Annotated in this window: 21 protein-coding genes; 11 read left to right on the forward strand and 10 right to left on the reverse strand. The window is 32.1% G+C overall.

Features of this window, described 5'->3' with window-relative positions:
- Positions 1-922 precede the first annotated feature (922 nt).
- The 8 genes from C8C87_RS07475 to C8C87_RS07515 form a co-directional block, all read right to left on the reverse strand.
- Positions 923-3250 carry a S8 family peptidase gene (locus tag C8C87_RS07475; protein WP_121342143.1) on the reverse strand — a complete coding sequence of 776 codons (2328 nt, stop codon included), beginning with the start codon at positions 3248-3250 and terminating at the stop codon, positions 923-925.
- The gene (locus C8C87_RS07480; protein ID WP_158589734.1) at positions 3243-4367 is read right to left on the reverse strand and encodes an AAA family ATPase; all 1125 of its coding nucleotides are present in this window, start codon (positions 4365-4367) and stop codon (positions 3243-3245) included. The genes C8C87_RS07475 and C8C87_RS07480 overlap by 8 nt, the downstream gene beginning before the upstream one ends.
- A 432-nt stretch (positions 4368-4799) precedes the next feature.
- Positions 4800-5114: a DUF3892 domain-containing protein gene (locus tag C8C87_RS07485; protein ID WP_121342145.1), complete on the reverse strand. Its 315-nt coding sequence runs from the start codon at positions 5112-5114 to the stop codon at positions 4800-4802.
- A gap of 73 nt (positions 5115-5187) precedes the next feature.
- Positions 5188-5457 carry a hypothetical protein gene (locus tag C8C87_RS07490; protein WP_121342146.1) on the reverse strand — a complete coding sequence of 90 codons (270 nt, stop codon included), beginning with the start codon at positions 5455-5457 and terminating at the stop codon, positions 5188-5190.
- Positions 5458-5754: 297 nt separating this feature from the next.
- Entirely contained in the window at positions 5755-6171 is a 417-nt protein-coding gene (locus tag C8C87_RS07500) for a hypothetical protein (protein WP_233550015.1), read from the reverse strand.
- A 345-nt stretch (positions 6172-6516) separates the two neighbouring features.
- Positions 6517-7185 (reverse strand): response regulator transcription factor, encoded by a 669-nt coding sequence (locus tag C8C87_RS07505; protein WP_121342148.1) that lies wholly within the window; start codon positions 7183-7185, stop codon positions 6517-6519.
- A gap of 9 nt (positions 7186-7194) precedes the next feature.
- Entirely contained in the window at positions 7195-8913 is a 1719-nt protein-coding gene (locus tag C8C87_RS07510; protein ID WP_121342149.1) for a hypothetical protein, read from the reverse strand.
- Positions 8914-8965: 52 nt separating this feature from the next.
- Positions 8966-9199: a hypothetical protein gene (locus C8C87_RS07515; RefSeq protein WP_147402360.1), complete on the reverse strand. Its 234-nt coding sequence runs from the start codon at positions 9197-9199 to the stop codon at positions 8966-8968.
- Positions 9200-9544: 345 nt separating this feature from the next.
- Between C8C87_RS07515 and C8C87_RS07520 the strand changes: the two genes are divergently transcribed.
- Positions 9545-10423, forward strand: coding sequence for a hypothetical protein (locus C8C87_RS07520; RefSeq protein WP_147402361.1), 879 nt, complete (start codon positions 9545-9547; stop codon positions 10421-10423).
- Between the two features lie 243 nt (positions 10424-10666).
- Here C8C87_RS07520 and C8C87_RS07525 read toward each other — a convergent pair whose 3' ends face one another.
- A complete protein-coding gene (locus C8C87_RS07525; RefSeq protein ID WP_121342152.1) occupies positions 10667-11755 on the reverse strand; it encodes a Fic family protein in 1089 nt (362 codons plus the stop codon).
- An 803-nt stretch (positions 11756-12558) separates the two neighbouring features.
- Here C8C87_RS07525 and C8C87_RS07530 point away from each other — a divergent pair.
- Positions 12559-13407 carry an RteC domain-containing protein gene (locus C8C87_RS07530; RefSeq protein WP_121342153.1) on the forward strand — a complete coding sequence of 283 codons (849 nt, stop codon included), beginning with the start codon at positions 12559-12561 and terminating at the stop codon, positions 13405-13407.
- 115 nt (positions 13408-13522) lie between these two features.
- Here C8C87_RS07530 and C8C87_RS07535 read toward each other — a convergent pair whose 3' ends face one another.
- A complete protein-coding gene (locus tag C8C87_RS07535; RefSeq protein ID WP_147402362.1) occupies positions 13523-14122 on the reverse strand; it encodes a hypothetical protein in 600 nt (199 codons plus the stop codon).
- A gap of 494 nt (positions 14123-14616) precedes the next feature.
- Here C8C87_RS07535 and C8C87_RS07540 point away from each other — a divergent pair, with 494 nt between their 5' ends.
- From C8C87_RS07540 to C8C87_RS07580, 9 genes are all read left to right on the forward strand, one after another.
- Positions 14617-16293, forward strand: a complete 1677-nt coding sequence (locus C8C87_RS07540; RefSeq protein ID WP_121342155.1) for a helix-turn-helix domain-containing protein — start codon at positions 14617-14619, stop codon at positions 16291-16293.
- A gap of 885 nt (positions 16294-17178) precedes the next feature.
- Positions 17179-17514, forward strand: coding sequence for a helix-turn-helix domain-containing protein (locus C8C87_RS07545; protein WP_199716372.1), 336 nt, complete (start codon positions 17179-17181; stop codon positions 17512-17514).
- A gap of 137 nt (positions 17515-17651) precedes the next feature.
- A complete protein-coding gene (locus tag C8C87_RS07550) occupies positions 17652-18551 on the forward strand; it encodes a transcriptional regulator (protein ID WP_121342156.1) in 900 nt (299 codons plus the stop codon).
- A 130-nt stretch (positions 18552-18681) separates the two neighbouring features.
- Positions 18682-19317, forward strand: a complete 636-nt coding sequence (locus C8C87_RS07555) for an ATPase (RefSeq protein WP_121343325.1) — start codon at positions 18682-18684, stop codon at positions 19315-19317.
- A gap of 76 nt (positions 19318-19393) precedes the next feature.
- Positions 19394-20041 (forward strand): hypothetical protein, encoded by a 648-nt coding sequence (locus C8C87_RS07560; RefSeq protein WP_121342157.1) that lies wholly within the window; start codon positions 19394-19396, stop codon positions 20039-20041.
- Between the two features lie 385 nt (positions 20042-20426).
- Positions 20427-20753 carry an NINE protein gene (locus tag C8C87_RS07565; protein WP_121342158.1) on the forward strand — a complete coding sequence of 109 codons (327 nt, stop codon included), beginning with the start codon at positions 20427-20429 and terminating at the stop codon, positions 20751-20753.
- Positions 20754-21002: 249 nt separating this feature from the next.
- Positions 21003-21641, forward strand: a complete 639-nt coding sequence (locus C8C87_RS07570) for a DUF805 domain-containing protein (protein ID WP_121342159.1) — start codon at positions 21003-21005, stop codon at positions 21639-21641.
- A 5-nt stretch (positions 21642-21646) separates the two neighbouring features.
- Entirely contained in the window at positions 21647-23122 is a 1476-nt protein-coding gene (locus tag C8C87_RS07575) for a hypothetical protein (protein ID WP_147402363.1), read from the forward strand.
- Positions 23123-23124: 2 nt separating this feature from the next.
- Positions 23125-23550, forward strand: a complete 426-nt coding sequence (locus C8C87_RS07580; RefSeq protein ID WP_121342161.1) for a hypothetical protein — start codon at positions 23125-23127, stop codon at positions 23548-23550.
- Positions 23551-23553: the final 3 nt, after the last annotated feature.

The following is a 23553-nucleotide window of genomic DNA, read 5'->3' on the forward strand; positions in this document are numbered from 1 at the left end:
TTTAAAAAATTTAGTTGGTTAAATATCTCAAATATAGTCAATTTTTAGATAGGAAAATACATATTAATCAATTCTCTTTGCTGTTAGCTGTTAGCTTTGATATACTTCTCTGTAGTTCCAGGCCACTTATGTCCCGCTAGCTCCTTAACTTGTTCCAAAGGCTGTTTCTTTTCATTTAACCAGTTACAAATAACACTCATATGGATGGTTTTGGGGTTGAGGTTCTTATCTGATACAAAGGCTTTAAGGGCTGAATTATTGCGTGGATAATGTCAGCGGTGATGGGTTTACCTCGATGGCGCAAAATTGCATTCGGTGACTATCATATACAACACCTACTATATCTCAAAATGCAAGAGTCCTTTTTATAAAAACACTAGAGTACATATGTTTTACCATTTAAATTTAAGTATTCAATTCTCGAATCACAAACTATACTGTTTGTGGCTAACTCGATAAAATTAAAGGTTTGGGGTCTTGATCACATCTGCAATCACAATGCAGTGGTATGAAATTATTATATCTATACTCGTTACAATTGCTGGTGACTGCATCCGGACTAAAATCTACGAGCATAAAAGAGCTGGTATAAAAACTGTAGTAGAAAAAGTAGAAAAAAAAATATTATAAGATTTTTTAAGGTCACCTGTTCCTGTAGACCTTTTGAATTAATACTTATAGGGTTCTGCAAACCTTCTCTATACCAGCTACACCTTGATAAAAAAATTTCAACATAAACAACGTGCGAGTACATTTTTCAATATTACGAAAATAAATGTAGTTTATTTATTTTCGTAATAATTTCTTACTTTTAACCAATAAAAAAAGCCCTCACTAGAAGGCTTTAGTTTTTTGACTTACAAGATTATTTCTATATGGTTTGTGTTTAACAGCTTATTTGTTCCATATAGAATTCCCCTAATTAACTTACTCTAACATCAACATTTACTAATGAAACCAACTCTATTGGTAATAGAGCAGGAAATTTAGATAATATACTTGAATATAAATCGACATCTGATTTTGGTGAAGTCACAGTTAATATTAAAGCAAATTTAACTTTTAAATCTTCTAATCTTGAACCTCTCCCCAAAGCATGAATATGAAAAGATGGATTTCTTATACCATTAGTTTGTTTCACTATTTTTCTAGTATCTAAAGTATCCCATTTTAAATCATTCCGTAGATCAGATTCTGTTTTAAATTGCTTTTTAGGAGAATTTGTTACAGGAAACTTACTCTTTGTCCAGCCTAAGGAAGTAAGGACTTTCGCTCTTTCGGGATCTAAATCAATATCAACAGTTTCGCTTTTTTTAAGAACATTATCAATTAAAGAATTATTTACATTTTTAAAAATGTATTTGTTTTTATTAGGAAAGAATGCTACTTCAATTGTTGAAGATGTATAATCATCAGGACTCAAATGATCTACATCAGTTAAAACAGCCAGTGTCCATTTAAAAGAAGTCGATCCTTTACTAATAGAGTTATCCCAAGGAATCGCAAATTCCGCATATTTCCCTGTATCTAGTTGCCCTTGATATATAACTGTATATGACTTATCTATACAATTTACTATATCATCAATATCTTCAGAAACAATTCCATGTCCCATTTCGTTGGTATGTAAACTAGATTTTTCTGTTGTAGAATGAATAATTAATGCCTTTGCAATTAAAGCGTTAATATTACCTTTAGATTCACCAATTAGTCTACCGGCAACAGAAGCTACTATTGGGCTTGAGAAACTAGTGCCAGCACTTAATACTTTTTTTCCATCAACATCAGATATCAAATGGATTGGATTGTTATCACAACCTCCAAAAGCTACAATATCTGGCTTCATTTTACTACCCTCTCTACCTGGCCCAATACTACTATAAGGCGCTCTAATTTCTTTGCCATCTTTTTTTGTATATGCACCTACTGCCAAGCAATTAACAGAATCCGAAGGAGATTGAATTCTATCATAACCAACTACTTCTCCATCGTTACCAACAGCTATACAAAATAAAATGCCATGTTCGTAACTTAATAAATCACAAGAATAAGTAAATCTGGAAATGTTATCATCTAAAATAGGTCCACTTGGACCTAGACTTAAATTATAAACAGAAATATCTTTGTTTAATGGTACAATTTTTTCTATCGCATCTATCGCATCATATAAATCGGGATCAGTTGTTTCTGACGAAAGCACTCCAAAACTTTTAACAGAAACATAAGGTTCAGCGATTACATCTGTTGATTTATATTTATTTAATGCCCCATATAAAACTACTCCAGATACCTGAGAACCATGATCTAGATATTCACTTATCGGATTTCCAGACACAGGAAATTCAGATTCTACATAATTAACTAAATATGGATTAGAAATATTGACTCCTCCATCAATAACTCCAATTACAATTGGAGACTTTTTTATAAATACAGGAGCTTTAGGTCCGTTACTAGCAGAAAATGTTCTACCATAACTTGGCAATTCTCTAACTTTTAATGGATGAATTGTTCGCAATGGATTATAGCCTGAAATAGATTTCAAAATTTCCCTATTACCGTCAAAGCTAATAAAAGTTACACCACTATGATATTGTTTGTACTTTATACTCTCTATATTTACTCCAAATGCATTAATCTTTTCCAAAAAATGCGAAAGACTAGTGTTTCTATCAATATCAAATGGGTGCAAAACAGCTTCAAGTTTTCCACCACTCCAATCACTTGAAACTCCTAAAATTTGATCGTCCGATTCCAACAAACCAAAAGAAGATATTTTTCTAATATCATCTTGAAAACCTTTAGTTAAAGAACTTACTCTTGAATTTAAGTGATTTTCTAATCTTTCCAGACTGCCTTCAGTAGCTCTTACAAAATACATTTTTGAGTTATTTTTATCTGAATTTTGGGAATTATCTTTTTTAGATCTCCAAACTCTTGACCCAATCTCCTGTATTCCAAATTTTTCAGTACCGTTATTATCAAATAATGATGTTGGGTAATACGATTTTGCGGTAAATTCGGGATGAACAACGAAGCTCAATATTATTTCATTTGGCATTCGCAATGAATCAGGTAATTTCTTTATGATTGATCTAGTAGTAGAAATATCTCTAAGTAAATTATCTTTAGCATCTTCATAAGTATAAGGTATTGATTTTTCACCAAAACCACTTTTTTTTGTTACAGCATGAGAATAAACTTCTCCATTATATAATATTGGTCTTCTATTATTTGTATTTTCACTCATGGTTTTTTGTTTTTGAAATATGATGATTCACCCCACTTATACTTAATCCTGTTAACTCAGATAGTTCACGCATTGTTAGTGCGCTCCCTAGTAAGTCTTTAGCAATTACACAAAATTTTGCTCTTAATTTTTTATCATTTTGAAAATCTTCAATTTCATTGAATAATGAATTTAAAGGTTTTTCGTCTCTTAATATAAAACGCCTTTTTACATTATTTGCATATTTACACAAATCAGCTGCACTCTTACCTTCAAACATTTCAGATATTGGTTTTAATATATCTGCTGAAGTTCCATTTAAAATTAAAAAGTCTTTTAATTCGTCCTCAAGAATTGTAAGTCTCAAATCTTTTTCAGGCATTGGGAAATTAAGAGTATGGTCGAATCTTCTCCATATTGCTTTATCCAATAACTCTGGATGATTTGTTGTTGCAATAAAAATTGAAGAAATTGGCCAATCTTCAAGTTCCATTAATAATATATTTACAACCCTTTTTATTTCTCCTAAATCAGTATTATCATCCCTTTTTTTAGCAATTGCATCAAATTCATCGAAAAGTAATACTGATGCACTTTGCTTTGCATACTGAAGTACTCTTTTAAGGTTTGAACCAGTTTTACCCATCAAACTAGACATACTAGAAGATAAGTCTAAAACAATTAAATTTTTATTTAAAACTGATGCTATATGTTTTGCCAACATTGTTTTTCCAGTTCCCGGTTGCCCAATTAGCAAAAGACTTGTAGAAGGCTTTATATTATTTTCAATAAGAATATCAATTTTATTTCTTTCATCAATAAAACCATTAACCCTGTCCATTAAATTAGCAGGAAGAATTGGCAAAACATTTAATTCTGCATCAGGCTCATAAATAATTGCCATTTCCAGTTTAGAATCACCATCAATTGGAATTGGAGAAGTTCCAGCACTTCTTATATTCGCACCTCCTGTTAAAGAATAAGAACTAAGAGTATTTTTAATATTGTCAAACATTTCAGGACTATCATTCTTAACAGATCGAGCTAAACTCAAAGCTGCTAATTCAACTCTTTTTGTTTCTCCAATTAATCCTGCGTGTATCAAATCAATGATTATTTTTTTCTCTGTAGGTTTCAATTTTTTTGTTTTATGTATTATACATTCATATACTGCAAAACAAAAATACTTATTAAATAACATATCGAAGCTATTTTTTTCTGTTTTTTTATATTTAACTCAAAAACAGAAAAATATATTTAAAACAATACTAATATTTTTTTTGACATACCCGATAGCGCGGCTCCCCTGCTGACGCGAGCGCCTCGTCTCGCTCGTACACAATTCTAACTAAATTTTCAGCATATGGTTTACCAATTTCTTTTAAGACAAACTATGTTCGTTATAAAACATCATAAATATTATTTTATTCTATTTGAAATACAGTAAACAATGCGTAGCGTATTGCAAATAGAATAGTTATAAAGTTTACTAATTCAAAATAAAGTAAATGACACCGGATTTATTACTGGTGATTGAATTAAGTTTACAAGACGATGTAAATAAATTATTTCAAAAAAAAGCATCCATAGGAATAGAATTATCTAAATTGTTTTTGATGGATGTGTCAGGAATGCTTCTTAAATATTCTACAAAATTTACAGTTTCATAGATAACTTTAGCTCCGACATTCCAAGTAGGATAACCCCAAATAAGTGTTTTAACTATGTAATTATTTTTAATTAATTGAACAACTTCAGCTTTTGTTTTTTTTGCTCCATTTTTAAAATTGCTGTCGTCGATCACTTCGTGTAACATTACATCTGTAATTCTCTGTTGTGCATCTTTCCATACACCTGTAATGTAATAATGACTTGATTTACTCATGATTTTTTGTGTTTTATTAATTCTTATTTCTTTTCGAGTTTTTCATTATCCTGTACACATAATCTTTTTTGTACTACTTAAAAGGCTCTCCACAAATAGCTGACCAATCTTCCCAAATACTGGCAACACATCTTTCTAATTCAGTGTTCAGTTTTTTACATACATTTTGAACTTCAATCCGGACTATCTCTGGAGTTTTAGTAGGATGATATAATGTAGTATTGGGAAAGTAAATTATTTTACAAGTATTTCCTTCTATTTGGTCTTTATAACCTAATACAAACATTTCTTTTTTGAATTCCACATGTTTGGATGAAATGTCATAACTAACTATTGATGCCATATTATTTTAAATTTATTATTCAGCCCGTTCATATTTTACGCAATTAATGCAAACAATTAAATTTAATCTTCCCAGCCACATAGTGTTAGTCTGTAGCTCTGAGCTTGAGAAAGTGATGTTTTTACTTTTTCATGCTTACAGACTGTCAACCCTCGACAATTTTCAGTATAATGGTATTTCTTTGCTCCCCTTGGCCCGCAGATGTAAACTTTAGTCTCTACTGGGTGAAAAGAAGTCAGAGAAATAAAAAGAGCGATAATAATAGATTTCATTTTAATTATTTTGATATTAATAGTATTAATTCACTTGTAGATTGTATTCATTTCCGTCCTTGTCAACCACTTTTAGTTTACCATAATCAATCCATTCTGCTGTGATCTCAATTTCTCCTCCAGTAATATTGGTTAGTATACCGGCACCGCATTTCCCTTCTATGTTAATGTTTCCATATACCGAATCTCCGACAGCATTATATCCACTTACATCATAATTATACTCGTAATGTCCTGATTTACCAGTTCGGTATTCATATTGACGATGTGCATCACTATGATACGTTTTTGCTTCTTCAGGTGTAATCGTTTTTCGATCATCCGGTTGGATAACCTCCTTATAAAATGTATTGATTTTTTGAGGAGGCTTTTCTTTTTTACAGCTAATGATTCCCAAAGCCATCATTATAATTAATATTCTAAGATTGCTAAGCATTTTCATTTATGGAGTTAAAATAAATATTGATATGAAATGGTTACTTTTTATTGACGATTTGTATCTATTATAAAATCTTTAATAATTGCATTCAGATTATAGGGTAGGTTCGCAGTTTTAATTTCAAAATATTTTATTTTTATTTCTATAAACCATTTAAACCAATAGGCCCTGATTACTTTTTCTTCATAAGACCTGTTTATATTCGGGTTTATTCAAAGATAAAACCATTAAAATTCAACTCCTTACGGTAAACCGTAATCCGACTCATTATTTTATTTGAGCCATAAAAAAAGCCCCCGAAGGAGCTAAAATGCGAATAGTAAATGAGGGTATGCTACGAGTAAAACTTTAAATAATTCCTAAATCCTTGGCTATAGCCACAAGATGTACAGTATTATTTGCTTTGAAATAAATTTTGAGTTTATTGATATGTTTTTCAATAGAACTTTTACTGTTAGGACTAATGCCTTCTTTTTTAAATTCCGCTTCTATATTTTCTTGAGATATTCCTATGGAGAGATACTTGATTAACTGCACGTCATAATTGTCTATTTCACTTGTAGTCTTATCTTGAAGCAGATACAACAATTCAGGAGAAATGTTTTCTGGTTCATTATTGTAGGTTTTTTGAATGGCTTTTTTTAGGTCGTATATTGTGTTTCTTCCTTTTATTACATAGCCATCTATATTAAGCTCGTCAAATAGTAATTTGACACGATGTGCTCTGTCTTCAATCGAAAAAACAATTATTTTAATGTTAGGACACTGCTTTTTAACTGCAGCTATTAATTCTTCACCCGAATTGAGTTGGTTCAATTGGTGATCCGCCTTAAAGGACAAATCAGAAATAAGCAGTTGAAAAGGAGCACCGTCTAAATGTGCTTTTTTAACCTTTAACAAAGCTTCATCACAATATTTTGCGTATTGAATTTCAAGAACATCTAGTTCATTTAGTATCTGGGCAGCACCCAAATCATTAAAATCAATATCATCCGCAATTAAAACTTTTGTAAACATATTTATATATTATTTTGGAACTAAAATTTTAGCTTTGAAACCTTTATTGGTTTGAGAATCAAAAGTAAGTATTCCATTTACCGTATGAATACGGTTTTCCGCATTCTGGAGACCATTTTTTAAAATTAGTTTTTCTGAAAAACCAATTCCATTATCTGAATAGTCAATTTTAAGAGAATTTTGTTCCATATCAAAACCAATGACCACAAAACTGGCTTGACTGTATTTTTTCATATTAACCATAAGTTCTTGTAATACTCTTTGTATAGCGATCTTTTTCTCCGTTTGAACTTTTGACCAATCTATTGGGGTACCATTTTTAATAATAACTTCGGTACTACTACTTTTATAGTTATTGAGCATTTGTTTTAAATTTTGTTCAAAACGTTCTCCTGTTTCTATAGGACTATTCGCTTTAGAAAAATTTCGTGTTCTAACATATATTTTATCAAGATTATCTAAAAGAGTTTCTTTTTTTATCGGATTCTGTAAATCTTGAGTTCCAGCAAAAGTCATGGCATAAAAAACATCATTAGCCAATTCATCATGGAGTTCTTTAGAAATTCGGGTTTCGGTACTATAACTTGCCTCTAAACGTTCTCGTTTGGTTTTACTTTTATAGTAATTGATTATAAGTACAATCCCGCCAAGTAGTGCAAAAAACCCAAAAAATAACAAGTACTTTTGGTTCTTTTGCGTTTCAAGTTCCAAAAGGGTTTCCGCTCTTTGTCCCTTATATTTGATGCTTTCCAGAATGGCTTTTCTAGAATCATATCGAATTTTAGCAAATTGATTTTTAGCATTACTACGTACTTTTTTAATACTATCGTTTAGATTTATAAATAATCTGGCGTAACTATTTTCTCCTTTTCCTTGATTATGTGACATTAAAAATGCCAAGGCTTCCAATCGTTCGTCAATACTTTGATGTTTCGTTGCTTGATCATAAGCATGTAGTGCAAATCCTTTTGATTTTTGATAATCTTTATTTTGATAGTAATCCGCTAAATGCAAATAGCTTTCAATACTTCCATAGGAATCGTTAATTCTAGTTCTGATGGCTAAAGCCTGATTCATTAATGCTAGTCCCTTTGGGATCTGATTGTCTTTATAATAAGCAAATCCTAGATTGTCAATAATTCTCGCTTTTTTATTCTGTAGTGTATCTAAAATGGCAGACTTTAAAAATGGCTCTAAGAGTACTATTGCTTTTCTGTACTTTTTTTGTTCCATATAAACTGTAGCAATATTATTGAGAACAGCCACTCTAGCTACAGAATCTTTGACAGTTTTTAAAACTGTACTATAATAACGAACGGCGTCATCGTAATTTTTTAGTTCTTTTGCTGCAATTCCAAATAAATTATTTGCCGCCACCTGATATTGTGCATCATTGTTTATGTACGGTAAAGCTTCGGTTAAAGTTTCTTCACTGCTGTAATAATCGCCATAGGTCTGTTGGATTTGTGCCATTCCAACTAGATTATAGGCGATATATGCGCTGCTGCCCTCCTCTTTAAATAATTCTGTAGATTTTAAATAATAATAGAAAGCACTATCCAGTTTATTATCCCTACTAAAGGAATCACCTAATTCTGAATATTTCTGGGCTACAATTTCTTTTTGGCTTTCTTGTTTTTTAGAAGTATCAATACCTGTTTTTACACTCTTTTGACAAGATCCGATGGAAAGCAAAAGCACTACAATAAAAAACGGGGAACGCAACATATAAAGTTTCTTTCCCCGAAATTAGTATTTAATTGCAAATTAATGCACCTTATTATGGTTTTTTTGGTGGTGTTATAATAATTACTTCATCGCCAGGGCCATCACTAGCCATAGGACTACTTGTATTAGACAAGGGACTAGTATAACTTTGATTGAATTTCTGATCTGTTTTTTGAACTCCAAAATCTTTTGCTTGAGCACTTGTACTATCAATCGCATCCGCATCACATGATACCATAACTAAGCCCGATACTGCAATAGCAGCTATAAAAAATATTTTTTTCATTACTTTAATTGTTAAAAATTTGACATAGGTTTGGCCGTTCGATATCTTTAATCGAATAATTAGTAAAGGCCAAACCATTAAAATGAGAACAGTTTTTTTTGTTTTCGGGAAGTAAAGTGGGCTAGTACGGAATCGTTTAATTATACTTCCCGGAATAAAAATTCTGTTCTGTATAGCCTCACTTTTATAGAAGTAGTTTTGTACATTTGTCCGTATCGCGAAATAGAACAAGAACTAATTCTGAAGCAAAGTAATGACGCTTCTGCAGTAAAATTGATGCGGAATTCCTATGATTCCCAGCAATGCCGAGGATTCCTGAAAATTCCTAAAAATTCCTTTAAGCTTATGGTGAAAAATACTTTAGAAGATTATAAAGCAGCAGTTAAATTGAAGTATGAGATTGAAAAGGTTGGCACCCATTACAGTTTTTTGCTAAATCCTTCTCGTGCCAAATTGAGGAAATTGTGTGGCGAGTTATTTAAGAATAATGCTAGCGTTGATGATTTAAAAAGCTTTTCTGCTTTTTTTCAATTTGATTTTATTTTAAATTGCTCCAACAAATTGAAAGACCAAACAGATAAATTCAGGCCTATTGAGACATTTTTCAAAGGAGAGACTGATTTAACTGATATTGAAGCAGTTAATATTGCAGCAATACTAGTCGATTTTAATCCGCGACCTTACCTGAAATTCTCAAGACAGGAGGCTTTTAAAAAAGAGAATATCATCATTAATAGTATTGAAAGTCTAGATAAAGAAGATGTTGCTGGAGCATCTACGATTATTAAAAATAATAACATTAGTCCCTACCAAGCAATTCAACCATCATCCTTGAAAAATAAAGAATTACGTATTTTTCAAAAAAGGCTACTTATTCCTGGACTGATAGTAGTTACAATGTTGTGTGGTTTTGGATACGTTTTTTTACCCAAAAAAGAGTGCATGCAATGGCAAAAAGACCATTTTGAAGCAGTTGATTGTGAAACCAAAGCAGTTGGTATTGTAAACTTGTATTCAACCATGCCTCTAAATAAAAATATGCTGAATTTTAGAAAAATTGAAATTTGTGATACCACAACCTTTTTTAAGCATAATAAACCAATATTGTGGTATTGTAAAACTGGAGATCATCTGGATTTTTTTAATGGACCGGGCTTTAACCCTGAAAATGAAAAACCTTTAAAACCGATTACCCAGTATATGATTGATAAATATATTAAGTAAACCAGATAGTGCACGTTTGCTGTACGTACAAGTTCACCCTGCTGGCGCGAGAGTCTCGCTCGTGCCCACAACGTAAACATGACTCCCCCTGCTCCCCGAGGTCTCCCGACCTCGAACCAGGGTCTTTTATCCGAAACCGAACATTACAGATCAAAACTGACAATTTAGCTACGAAACATAAGTACTGTAGTTATGCGGATGTATAATCTTCAAAAAATAATTAAAAAATTATAGAATATACGGTTAAATAGTAATCAACTTATAGGATGTACTCCTACCGCTTCCTTCTTGTTCAATAATACCTTTACCCATTAAATCTTGAATATCTCTAAGGGAGGTATCAGTAGAAACTTTAGTGATTTTGGCATATTTAGAAACAGTCAGTTTACCAAAAAAAACATCAAGAAGCAGTTGAAGTATTTTTTGTTGACGTGGGTTAAAGTTGGTAGTACGGTGAGTTTCCCAGAATTGAGCACGCTTTAAGATTGCAGCAATAGTTTCATCGGTCTGTGCCATAGAACGCAACAAACAATCAAGAAACCATTCCAACCAGTCAGTAATATCCAAATCACCTTTTTGTGTACTTTCCAATATAGCATAATACGTATCACGTTCAGCTTGAATTTGAGCGGACATCGAATAAAATCGTTGTTTACTTTGGTCGGCACGAGCAAGTTGCATATCGGTTATAGCTCTTGTGATACGTCCATTACCATCATCAAATGGATGTATAGTAACAAACCACAAATGGGCAAAAGCGGCCTTTAATACAGGATCAATATCTTGATTTGAATTAAACCAATCTAAAAAAACATTCATTTCTGTAGGTACTTTATCTGCGCTTGGTGCTTCAAAATGTATAGTTTCTTTTCCCATTGGACCAGAAGTAACCTGCATGGCATCATCTCTCCAGGCTGCGGTTTTTATTTTATACATGCCACTTCGCCCGGTCGGAAAAAGAGCAGCATGCCATCCAAACAAACGATCATCACTTAAAGGTTCTTCATAGCGTTGTGTAGCATCCAATAGCATTTCTACAACACCTTCTACATGGCGTTCCGCAGGAACAGCACCGGCTATTTCAATACCTAAACGTCTTGCAATGGAAGAACGAACCTGTTCTGGATTTAATTGCTCTCCTTCAATTTCGCTCGACTTTAGTACGTCCAAAGTCAATGTTTTAAGCACTGTTTCCTCTTGCAATCGAAATCCAAGTCCTTGCATCATTCCAAGTATTTTGCCTTGCCTATGTCTAACAGTTCCTAGCAAGGGTGTAATTACATCTGCATCCCAAGTGAATTTTGGCCAATCATTTTTTTGATGAATATACATATTTACCGCATTTTTGCGGTAAATATAGGGCTTATTTACCGCAAACAAAAAAATATGCGGTGATTACTTTCATTTATCACCGCAATTTTGCGGTAAATATAAGGCTTATTTACCGCATTAGTATCAAAAAACAAAGTATGCAATTCGGGAATCGAGCATCTCAAGAGCTAGCCAATAGATTTACCACCAGAGCAGAGTGCTTAGCACGGATTGCTGAGTCTCAATACGAAAATCCATTCGATGATTTTCGGTATTTAAACAGTAAGGCTTGAAATTGAAGCTCATGAATACCAAAAAACAATAATAAATCACGAATATATTTTCTTTACTTTCTTCCTCACATAAAACAACAATAGCAACAACTTATCCTCTACCCGCCCTTATATTTTTATCCAAAAAATCACGGTAAGGATTTTAGCGTTGGCCGTTAGGGAGTGACCCCGGAGCCGAGTGTGAAACACGAGCGGCTGGGGTCGCGATAGGAAAATGCGTCCGATGTTTTTTGGGATAAAAATATTCAGGCTTGATTTTTTGTTTCTTTTGTATCAAGACAAAAGAAAAACAATCTCGATCATCTCCGATGGTGGGAAATTACATTACTTGACTATTGCCATTTAACTTAAACAATTATCATAGACGCTAAAAAAAATCAAATTATTACCACTATGCAATTCGGGAATTTTACTATGCAATTCGGGAATTGCACAAATAAACATTTGCTAAAATGCAGACGTCCAGATAGATTTGCTAACCAAAAATATAATAATGGACAGCATTTAAATCATTAATTAGAAGTGAATCAAATGAAAAACTACTCAAATTCGGTAATGGCAGAATTAGAAAGTCAATTAAAAATAACCCATTCCACTGAGGATAACCTAGTACACTGTACACAGCAGGCTATTAAAGCAACAATAGCAAGCCTAGAGCAATTGAAATCGTTTTTCAAAAAACATAGTTTTACAAGCAAATCAGAAGAAATAGAATTTTTCAAGGATATTAAGCCACAATTGGCAAGTAAATTAATTTTCTACAATGAAATCTATAATATTGAGATCAGCAAGCCATCCGGTTCTGATAAAACCATCCGGAAACATTACAATAAAGAATTAAGCAAACTAAAAAGCTTCTTTGATGAAAATTTGGAATTTTATAAATACTATCGTACAGGAAATACATGTTTGGACAAAAAATATTTTCTGCGAAGAAAGCACGACATTAGGATGACTTTGGACAGCTCCTATTTTCAATCGGATTATGATTTCGCAACTTCACATGATTTTAAAGTAGCCAAAATAATAGCCAATGATAATATTCAGGTATATTTAGAATCCAATCTCAAAAAACATCAAAATGGAATTCAAGACAAACAACATACGGAGGCAAATCATAAAGGACTCAGGTGGACAGGTTCTAAAGTAGCTCTGGTTGAACTAATGTATGCACTACATGCTGAAGGGGTGCTAAATAATGGTAATCTAAGCTTAAATGAAATTGCTAAAAATATCGAATCAGCATTCAATTTAGATATCGGACAATTCAATAGAATCTATTTAGAAATTAGGAATAGAAAGACAATGGAGAGAACTAATTTTCTAAATTCGCTCAAAGACAACTTAAGAAAACGCATGGAAGAAGCGGATGAAAAATAAAAGGCCACTCTTTATAAAAAGAGCAGCCTTTTATGGAAACAGTTTCTGGATTTAGCTAATGAATTTTGTCAGTTTGACAATCAAAATCGATTCAAACCTCTGAACCTCAAAAAAACTATTCATTCTCTGCAATACCGGTAATCAATGACATTACGATTGCTTTTTCAAGACTCTCAGTTGAACCTTCAGTTCCTCCTGCGATATTTCCAACCAACAAATCCCACTCTGGATCGGTATTTTTCTTAGGTCGTTGTATTATCTCATAAACAGAATACCTTGCTATAGAAGTGGTAGTCAGGATAATTTTTTTATCCGATAGGGAAAAGGTACTATTCTCAGAAATTGCATTCTCATAAGTGACTACAAAATCATAGATTACTGCATAATCAGATTCCGTTTTACAAAGTAATAGCAGAGAATTTACAAAAGTATTAAAACTAATTTTGGCTTCATTGCCAGCTAGTGAGTTATTAATAATTCCGGGAGCACAATTATCGATATTAGACAGAATGTAATTAACCCGGCCATTGGACTTAAACGAATAATTTATACCGGCTAAGGCAGTAAAAGACTCGTTTTCATTTGCAAGCATAGTAACGCGATCCGCTACATTAGCAACACTACTACTCAAACTATCCTCAGCATAATAAACAGCATACAATTCGGCGTGCAATTGTCCAGCAATATCATACGGATTTGCATTATTTACAGGCAATACTGTACTACCTTTCTTTGTAATTAAACGACTGGATGATTTAGAAACGCGAGCATTAGTGTCTGATACTGCTACATCAGGAGATTCACTACAAGAAATAAAAAATGGAATTACGATTAAACATAAATAAATAAATTTCATAAAGATTAATTTTTAAAATGGTACTGATTACTTTTTTCGTCAGTTCATTTCGCCCGGGGTAATTTGAACAATGTGGTGTTTACAACTAGCAAACGGTTATGAATTCGAAGCAAAACTACTCGTCCAATTCAAGCCCAACAAGCCATTATCTATGCAATTCCCGAATTGATGATGTGTAATTCCCGAATTACACACACTATAATTTATTGCAAATAGTAAACTATCAGCTCTCTAGCATTCAGTTTCGTTTTAACCAGTTTATTTAACAATTGATTAATATTAATATAATTTTAGCTACATTTATTTCAAAAAATTAAGCACAACTTACGTGCTTTTTATATGCGTTACTATATATGAAAAACAGGAAAAAGTTATATTTAATTCTAATTTTAGTAGTGCTATCTCAAAAAAACATTGCACAGCATAGTGACTTCAAAATTCCTGACAGTCTCAACAATAAAGACTATTCATATTTTAGTAATGGAGTTCTCGTAAATAAAAAACAAAAACACAAAGCAATTCTTTATGCTAAGTCGTGGTTGTCAAAATCAAAGTCGGAACAAAATTGGAATCAAATGGCACTGGCTTATAAAGCTATTATGTACAATGCAGATAAGGCACAACTGCTCTCCTATTCTGATAGCGTCCTTGTAGCAGCAAAGAAATCGAAAGATGTTGCTTTGATAGGAACTGCATATCTAACAAAAGGTATAGTATATTATGATCGTAAGGAACACACAAAAGCTTTGGATAACTATTTAATAGCCGATAAATACATTTCACAGACAGATGATAGTTATGCAATACATAAAGTAAAATATGCTATTGCTCAAACTAAATATTACTTAGGATTTTATCATGAAGCCATTGCACTACTCAAAGAATGTATTAAGTACTACGAATCAGAAAATGATCGAGCGTACTTGAATTCAATTCACTCCCTGGGACTTTGTTATAATAAGGTAAACAACTATAAATTATCATCTTATTACAATAAGTTGGGGCTGGAAGAAAGCAAAAAACTGGAAAACAGCGAAATGGACGTCTATTTTAATCATTCAGAAGGCATAAATCACTATTTTAAAAAAGAATATACGCAAGCCATTGCTACATTAAACAAGATTCTACCGGGACTAAAAAATAAAAATGATTTTGCAAACGAAGCAGTAGCAAACTTCTATATCGGTAAAAGCTATTGGGATTTAAAGCAGTATAATCGAGCATTACCGTTTCTTTTGAAAGTCGACAAGATTTTTGTGGAAGAAAAATACACAAGACCCGATTTAAGAGAAAACTTTGAATTATTGATTGACTTTTATAAAAATCAAAATAACATTGCTTTGGAATTAGTGTACACAAAAAGACTAACAGAAGTGGATATTATTCTCATTAAAAATTACAAATACCTGTCAAGAAAAATATTCAAGGTGTACGATACTAAAAAATTGCAATTGCATAATTTGGAATTAGAGAAATCCACGGGATCTAAAAATCAAATAATTTACATACTAACTGTATTATTTTCAACTATTATAGCTTTCTTGGCTATCAGGCATTATAGAAGCAAAAAGTATTATCGTCAAAAATTTGAAGAGTTAATGGAATCTAGTACTGATACAAAAAAGGCAACATCTATTAACTATAGCAATGTGAATGAAGGTTTAGACATCAATCCAGAAGTCATTGCAATGATTCTAAAAAATCTGGAAAAGTTTGAAAAAAATAGAAAATACTTGGAGAAAGACATGAACTTATCCCGTCTTGCTGCACTACTTAATACCAATTCAAAATATGCCGGCAAAGTTATTCACAAATACAGAGGTCAAAAAATCATTGATTATATCAGCGATCTGAAATTAAATCACATCATAACCTTACTTAAAAACGAGAATAAATACCGATTATATACCAATGAGGCATTAGGTGAAGAAGCTGGTTTTAGCTCTACTCAAAATTTTACAAGAGCGTTCAAAAAGCATACAAAAATTTCTCCAACGTACTTCATTCAAGAACTGCAAAAACCAATTTAATAGTTTATAATAAACATTTTAAACTTTTTTCTGTCACAACTTGTGAAACGCTTGTGATATAAAACAAATCAAAACGATCACCATCGTAATAGTAAAAATAAGCATGCATTTACAAGCTCCTCACCGCCCTTAAATAAAAAGCATCGAAAAACAACGAAGAAGTGAAGTGTCAGCAGTCCGCGAGTTGAGGACGAAGGACGAACGGCTCGGGCTGCGGACTGGAACTTCGAGGTAGTTTTCAAGCATTTTATTTTCAGGCTTGATTTTTTTGTTACTTTTTTCATCAAGGAAAAAAGTAAAAATCATCTTCTTCATTAAAAACGTTTTGTGGTCGAAATTCACGAACTCCAATAAATTATTAACTCGTGAGTAATCAAGACAAAATAAAAAGATCTCCTTCAAGATATAAAATAGTACGTACAACAAAACGCTCTTATAAACCCTCTTCGGATCGCCCTTATATTTTTCGACCAGAAAATCACGGTTAGTATTTCAGCGCTGGCCGTAGGGAGTGACCCCCGAGTTGAGTGCTTAGCACGAACGGCTGGGGTCGCGATAGGAAAATACGTCCGATGATTTTTGGTGTAAAAATATTCAGGATTGAAATCGAAGATTCATGAATACCAAAAAACAATAATAAACAATGAATAATTTTTTGTTACTTTTTTCATCAAGGAAAAAAGTAAAGATTTCCTTCAAATAAAAAATCAGTACCAACATAAACGGACTTCTTATAACCGCCCTTATATTTTATTAAAAAAAAGTCAATATCCACAACCACTTCAAAATAAAAACCATTTTTTCTGTCACAACTTGTGAACCACTTGTGATATAAAACAAATCAAAACAAACACTTTTGTGCCATAACAAACTAAAACATAAGTTATGGCGCTTGAAAACAACAGTTCAGCGAACTTCACTAAAAACAGAATGTATCGCGAACAATTAATTACAATGGAAGACTTAAACGAATTTCGCAGTCTTCTTCTTAATGATTTAAAATCAATCATTCAATCCAAACCATTACAGCAGAAACAATGGCTCAAATCCAATGAAGTCCGAAAGCTGCTAAATATTTCGCCAGGTACTTTACAAAACCTTAGAATTAACGGAACATTGACATATACCAAAATTGGCGGTATTATGTATTATGATCATACTGATATCGAAAAACTTTTAAACGGAAATAAAGTGAATGCCCTTCCTACCCTTTTCAAGTAAAGTCATTGCTAGGAACGAAGTAATCTAATTCCTTTTCACCACTCACTGTCATCTCGAGCGCAGTCGAGAGATACTACTCACTTTTCACTACTCACCATCATCTCGAGCGCAGACGAGAGACACTATTCACTAATAAAATGAATTACATAAAACACCTAACCGGCTTTTTTGAAAAAGTAGCTGTAGATAAAGCGCTCAATCCAACACACGTAAGTTTATACATGTCGTTATTTCAATTCTGGAATTGCAATCGTTTCAAAAATCCAATCAGTATCTCTCGGGATGAGTTAATGCGAATTAGTAAAATCAGTTCGAAAGCTACCTATCATAAATGCCTTAAAAACTTGCATTCATTAGGCTACATTAACTACGAGCCATCATACAATCCATTCAAAGGTAGCCATGTCTACCTCTTCAATTTTTCAGACGATTTAAAACCAATCCCAAAAAGCGAAAAAATAACAATACCAAAAAACGAACCTGCTTTTGAACTAGTCGATGAACAAGCTGTGGACAAGTCCTGTACTACTAATGAGACAGGATCTGAACAAGCACTGGTATCTTATATAAACAATACAAACATACCAAACATTTCAAACGATTTAAAGTGTGCAAACGAAGACAAGCAAGTACAAAATTTTGAAATTGAAGATAATATTTTAAAAAATGTTGATACAGAACAAAAAGAAAAAAGTTTCGCCAAAAAAGAAAAGTATGTAACTACAAGCGTATCATCCCGAGCGTGTCATCTCGAGCGCAGTCGAGAGACGAACGTCGATAAGCCAACAATTGAAAAAGTAAAATTCTATTTCCTTGAAAACAATTTTCCGGAAATCGAAGCCAATAAATTTTTCAATTATTTCTCCAGCAACGGCTGGCTTGTGGGTGGAAAAACACCCATGATCGATTGGCAAGCCGCAGCACAAAATTGGATATTAAACGCACCAAATTTCAAATACAATACGGAAACAGCACCGGAAAACCGTGCAAAACACCTCAACACCGGAATAGACAAAGACTACTCGGAACCACTTTAAGCTGAATTCATTTCAGGTTCTTGTCATACTGAGCTTATCCAAGGACGGATTATCGTCACTTCCAGTGATTTTTAAGTTTTTTACTTAAAAATTGTATCGAGAAGCTCTCCAAAAACTAAAAAGCACTAAAATGGAAACAGAAATAAAAACCCATTACAATTATTCAGAGATAATTGTTTGGCTCGAAAAAAAAGGAGTGGAACTTTACGGCAATCATTTCAAAATCCTTGAAACTGATTATCTAATAATCTACAAACTCATCGCCTATTTTCTAAAAGATGAGCAAACCTGTTTTCAATATGGAATCAACCTCAATAAGGGTATTCTCCTTTCTGGCCCAGTCGGTTGTGGTAAAACGGCATTAATGAATATAATGAAACACCTCACAAAAACAGAGCATAAATTTTCGGTAAAACCATGCCGAGACATCAGCTTTGAATTTATACAGGAGGGTTACGAGGTAATCCACAAATACAGCAAAGATTTGAAATTAAAAGGTGGACAGCCCGTAGCTCTCAGGTATTGTTTCGATGATCTTGGTGTGGAGCAAAATCTAAAATATTTCGGAAACGAATGCAACGTAATGGCAGAAATTCTATTAAGCCGGTACGACATTTTCACAACAAAAAAAATCCAAACCCACATAACTACAAATCTCTCAGCAAGTGAAATCGAAACCCACTATGGAAACCGTGTTAGAAGCAGATTGAGAGAATTATGCAATTTGATAGCGTATGATAGACATGCAACAGACAAACGAAAATAAATTACATAACTATTCACCGTCATCCTGAGCGAAGACGAAGGACACCACTCACTATTCACCACTCACAACAACAAAAATGAAAAAAACCAACAATTTCTGGAACTGGTTCTTTGACAACCAATTCACCATCAAAAATATACTAAAAGAACCCCTTGAAAACCAAGAATCAATCTGCTATTGGATAAAACAAAACCTCAACTATTATTGTTATGATATTGATTTCATTCTGGTCTTGCCAAATAATGATAATAAAATCGATTTCATAATCACTGCAAATGGGAATCCGGAATTCTTCAAACAGGTAATAGCTCTAGTTGACAGCGCACCAATATTGAAAGGATGGAAATTCACGGCTTTTATTACAACGGATGAAACTATTGAGAAAAGACTGAACAGACTCGATCAGCATTATATTATTCATGACATCAAGCTGAAAGAGGATTTATCAGAATACATTCCAATCAATCTGGAGAGTTGCCCTACAATACAGACAATTCACATCCATCTAAAAAACTATACAATCCGCTGCAGCAACAAAACAATTTGGCAATCGATATATTATATTTTCGAAGAAATTTTAGGAGATCTTTTTTTATACGAAACTATACATTTTGTTCAAGAGACACAAACCATTGAACAGGAAATACTGCTAATTAATTTGTATGAACTACAACGATATAACGATAACTTCAACATAAAACAAAACCAACCAGCTAAAATCTAATTTTTTAGGATTGAAAAAATAGTAATTTATTCAAAAAAATAAAATATTAAATAGCACTAGAAGTGGGTACTATAACATCATTGGATGCCACGATTATTTACATTTTAACAATTAAAAGACTATATTTTAATTCAAAACAAAAGGGAATAAACTCCAAATTAGATATTTATTTTCTTCATATGTGGAAAACCGTAAAGAATAGTTTTTTATTGGGTGTAGGTTTGGTCTGATTAAAATAATACAAATGGTATGTTCAAAAAATTATAGCCGAATCTGTCTATAAACAAGAACTTTCATAACAAATATAAATATGGAGCCCAGAAACCATTAAAAACGGGGAGTAACCGAAAAGCCTTATGAGTAGGACCAAATCAAACTTTTTTACATGAAAAATAAATCAACAGCAGCAATTTTAGCTTTCTTTTTAGGCGGTATCGGCGTTCATCGTTTTTACCTTGGACAAGGTGGTCTTGGAATACTATACCTTATATTCTGTTGGACATTCATACCAGCCATAATAGCTTTCGTTGACTTCATTATTTTCTTGACAATGGATGAAGATAAGTTTAATGCTAAATATAATCAAGGCAAAGTACTTAGTGCAACAAGAAATGTCAATACTGCTGAAGAATTAGAAAAATTGCATGGATTAATGGAAAAAGGAATAATAACTGGAGAAGAATTTCAGATTAAAAAAGCAAAATTACTATAGATCTATTTCTGCGATAAATTAAAAATTATCTCATTAAAATGCTATACGGAAGAACTTTATTACGAGTTACTCTTCGCATAGCTTAATTTTTATAAATTTCTAAAAATGCTGCGATAATACTGAGATCCCTACATAAATAAATATTTTTCTTGCGTTTTACGGTTTCCCGTAAAGAGGCTGGTTTTAATCAATGTAGATTTGAAAAATATCAACAATTAAATTTAATCTAGAATTATACTTGTAAATTTTATGTTTAAAAAAACTTTTTCCTTTGACGGTAGAATAAGAAGAACTGAATATGGCTTAAGCCTAATTTTCTACTTTATAACTGTTTCATTAGTAAATGTAGTTGTTGAGCAATCTCACGGTGATGGCAAAATATTTATTTTAGCTTATATCCCTGCACTGTGGTTCTTATGGGCACAAGGCGCTAAGAGATGTCATGACATGGACAAAAGTGGATGGTTCCAAATAATTCCATTTTATGTCCTATGGATGTTATTTATTGAAGGAGATTCCTTTTTAAACAAATACGGCGGAAATCCAAAACTAGAAAGAACAACGCAACATAATATTAGTGTAGTTAAAAGTTCAGACCCCGTACAACTAATAATACCGGTCATATATAATGATTCAACAATACAAAACAATGTTACTAACATGGAAGTTCGAAATGTAAACTATAGTAATTTCCAAGATGTACTGCGTCAACTACGAAACATACCTTTTGTTAAAAGTTTAAATAATACCCTGTTAGATTCTACCGGGTCTATTGTAATAACGCATGATAATACTACACAATATCTTTCTAATGAATTTAAAAAAACTATAGAAGGTATTAATATAGTAGACGTAAGTGAAGGAATTATTATTATTAAAATAAAATAACCCCAATGAACAAACTATTTCGATTCTTGATGCTGGCCCTGCTCTTAACTACCATTAGTTGTAATGATAAATACGATCTCTTTGAAGATTCTTTATTAGAATACTCTAAATCTGACTCCAAGATAACTACAGATGAATTTGGCAAATTAACTGATCTTATAAAACCTTTTGAAAACGAAAGAAAATTTAAAAAATTTTTTACAAATGGAAATTTTGATGAAACAAAATTGATTTCATTTTTAGAGAAAAAGGGCGAAAAAGTTGATAAAATGACTGACACTAATGAGTCTAAAGATTATTTTGTAAATGTTTATATAGAAAATTCAGGTAGTATGAATGGCTATGTGCAAGGAAACACTCAATTTAAAGGAGCAATTCGTGATTTATTAGTAATGCTAAAGTATTATTATGATGAAAAGAACTTAAAAATAAATTTTATCAATTCTGCCATTTATCCTACTAATATTGAAGGTAATATCGTGAATTTTTCAAAATCTCTTAATACAAAAACATTCAAAGTAGGCGACACTTATTCAAGCAATTTGAATAACATTTTCAAACAAATATTAACAAAAACATCTCAAAACACAATTTCAATTCTTTTATCAGATTGCATTTATTCTATAGAAGGAAATAAAACAGAGGATTTACTAAGTGACCAAAAAAGTTTAACCAAAGATGCTTTTTTGACAAAATTCAAAAACAAAGAGCTTTTGGCTACAACTATTGTGAAATTGAACTCGTCATTTAATGGCACCTATTATGACAAAGACAATAAAAAAACACAATTAAATAATATATCTAGGCCCTATTATATGAGTATAATTGGAAGTGAAAAAGCGATGACGAAATTTAATTCAAATATTGAGCTATCAAAAAACAAAGTAGAAGGATTTGAGAATAAATACAACTTAACATTAAAAGACTATTCTAAAGAAGTTTATTATTCTGTAATAAATACTAAAGAAGATTCGGGCAGATATAAACCTGATAGAGAATACAAAAATAATGGAGCAGTGCAGGGCATTGAAGACGTAGACATAAATAGTAGAAATAGCTCAAGTTTTATTTTTTCAGTTGCCTTAGACTTAAGTAAAGTGCCTATCGAAGATAGTTATGTTTCTGATAAATCTAATTATAGTATTAGAGAAGGTGATTATAAGATAAAAGGCATCTATAAGTATGACAAAAAAAATGTTGGAGCTTCTTCAGTAAATATGATTGCAAAAGCAAATGTAAAACCAACTCATTATATCGTATTTGAATCGACTAAACCAAATTTCACAAATTTAACTTTCACTTTAAGCAAACAAATACCAAGGTGGGTTTATGCTACCAGCACTAATGATGATACTGATATTTTAAAAAGTCCTAATAGGACATTTGGACTTAAATACTTGATTGAAGGAATTAGTGAAGCCTACGAAACAGAATCAAAAAGTAACAACTATCTAGAACTAACCATTAACATTAAAAAATAATTATGAACGATTTTTTCGCAACCTTATATGATGGATTCCATCCTCTAGATTTATTTTATATAGAAAATTTTTCCGATGATATGTATAATTCAGGAATCTTTTCAATAATAGGAGTTATCATGCTTTCCACTTCATTAATACTTATGGCAAGCTATTACTATTTCATTTCTAATTATAATGGATTTTTCAAAAAAAGGTTTTGGCTTATTTGGATTTTGGTAATTGGTTTAGTGAACTTTATTTCGGCGTACTATTATAGTGTTATTGCAATGGAAGATTTTTATTCTACATCCTCAGATGGTAGTCCTTACACGACTGAACATATCAATTTCTCAATGGTAAACTTGTTGTGGTCTGTAATTTTCAGTTTCTTATTTTCAATAGTATTAAAATTCAAAAGTGTTCAAGCAAGCAAAACACCTTTTTAAAAA

It is taken from the genome of Flavobacterium sp. 120 (assembly GCF_003633605.1).
GTDB lineage: Bacteria > Bacteroidota > Bacteroidia > Flavobacteriales > Flavobacteriaceae > Flavobacterium > Flavobacterium algoritolerans.

Coding starts and splice junctions, on each gene's coding strand:
- C8C87_RS07475 (WP_121342143.1), bottom strand. CDS start 3,250: ATGAGTGAAAATACAAATAATAGAAGACCAATATTATATAATGGAGAA.
- C8C87_RS07485 (WP_121342145.1), bottom strand. CDS start 5,114: ATGAGTAAATCAAGTCATTATTACATTACAGGTGTATGGAAAGATGCA.
- C8C87_RS07490 (WP_121342146.1), bottom strand. CDS start 5,457: ATGGCATCAATAGTTAGTTATGACATTTCATCCAAACATGTGGAATTC.
- C8C87_RS07500 (WP_233550015.1), bottom strand. CDS start 6,171: ATGAAAATGCTTAGCAATCTTAGAATATTAATTATAATGATGGCTTTG.
- C8C87_RS07505 (WP_121342148.1), bottom strand. CDS start 7,185: ATGTTTACAAAAGTTTTAATTGCGGATGATATTGATTTTAATGATTTG.
- C8C87_RS07510 (WP_121342149.1), bottom strand. CDS start 8,913: ATGTTGCGTTCCCCGTTTTTTATTGTAGTGCTTTTGCTTTCCATCGGA.
- C8C87_RS07515 (WP_147402360.1), bottom strand. CDS start 9,199: ATGAAAAAAATATTTTTTATAGCTGCTATTGCAGTATCGGGCTTAGTT.
- C8C87_RS07520 (WP_147402361.1), top strand. CDS start 9,545: ATGGTGAAAAATACTTTAGAAGATTATAAAGCAGCAGTTAAATTGAAG.
- C8C87_RS07525 (WP_121342152.1), bottom strand. CDS start 11,755: ATGTATATTCATCAAAAAAATGATTGGCCAAAATTCACTTGGGATGCA.
- C8C87_RS07530 (WP_121342153.1), top strand. CDS start 12,559: ATGAAAAACTACTCAAATTCGGTAATGGCAGAATTAGAAAGTCAATTA.
- C8C87_RS07540 (WP_121342155.1), top strand. CDS start 14,617: ATGAAAAACAGGAAAAAGTTATATTTAATTCTAATTTTAGTAGTGCTA.
- C8C87_RS07545 (WP_199716372.1), top strand. CDS start 17,179: ATGGCGCTTGAAAACAACAGTTCAGCGAACTTCACTAAAAACAGAATG.
- C8C87_RS07550 (WP_121342156.1), top strand. CDS start 17,652: ATGAATTACATAAAACACCTAACCGGCTTTTTTGAAAAAGTAGCTGTA.
- C8C87_RS07555 (WP_121343325.1), top strand. CDS start 18,682: ATGGAAACAGAAATAAAAACCCATTACAATTATTCAGAGATAATTGTT.
- C8C87_RS07560 (WP_121342157.1), top strand. CDS start 19,394: ATGAAAAAAACCAACAATTTCTGGAACTGGTTCTTTGACAACCAATTC.
- C8C87_RS07565 (WP_121342158.1), top strand. CDS start 20,427: ATGAAAAATAAATCAACAGCAGCAATTTTAGCTTTCTTTTTAGGCGGT.
- C8C87_RS07570 (WP_121342159.1), top strand. CDS start 21,003: ATGTTTAAAAAAACTTTTTCCTTTGACGGTAGAATAAGAAGAACTGAA.
- C8C87_RS07575 (WP_147402363.1), top strand. CDS start 21,647: ATGAACAAACTATTTCGATTCTTGATGCTGGCCCTGCTCTTAACTACC.
- C8C87_RS07580 (WP_121342161.1), top strand. CDS start 23,125: ATGAACGATTTTTTCGCAACCTTATATGATGGATTCCATCCTCTAGAT.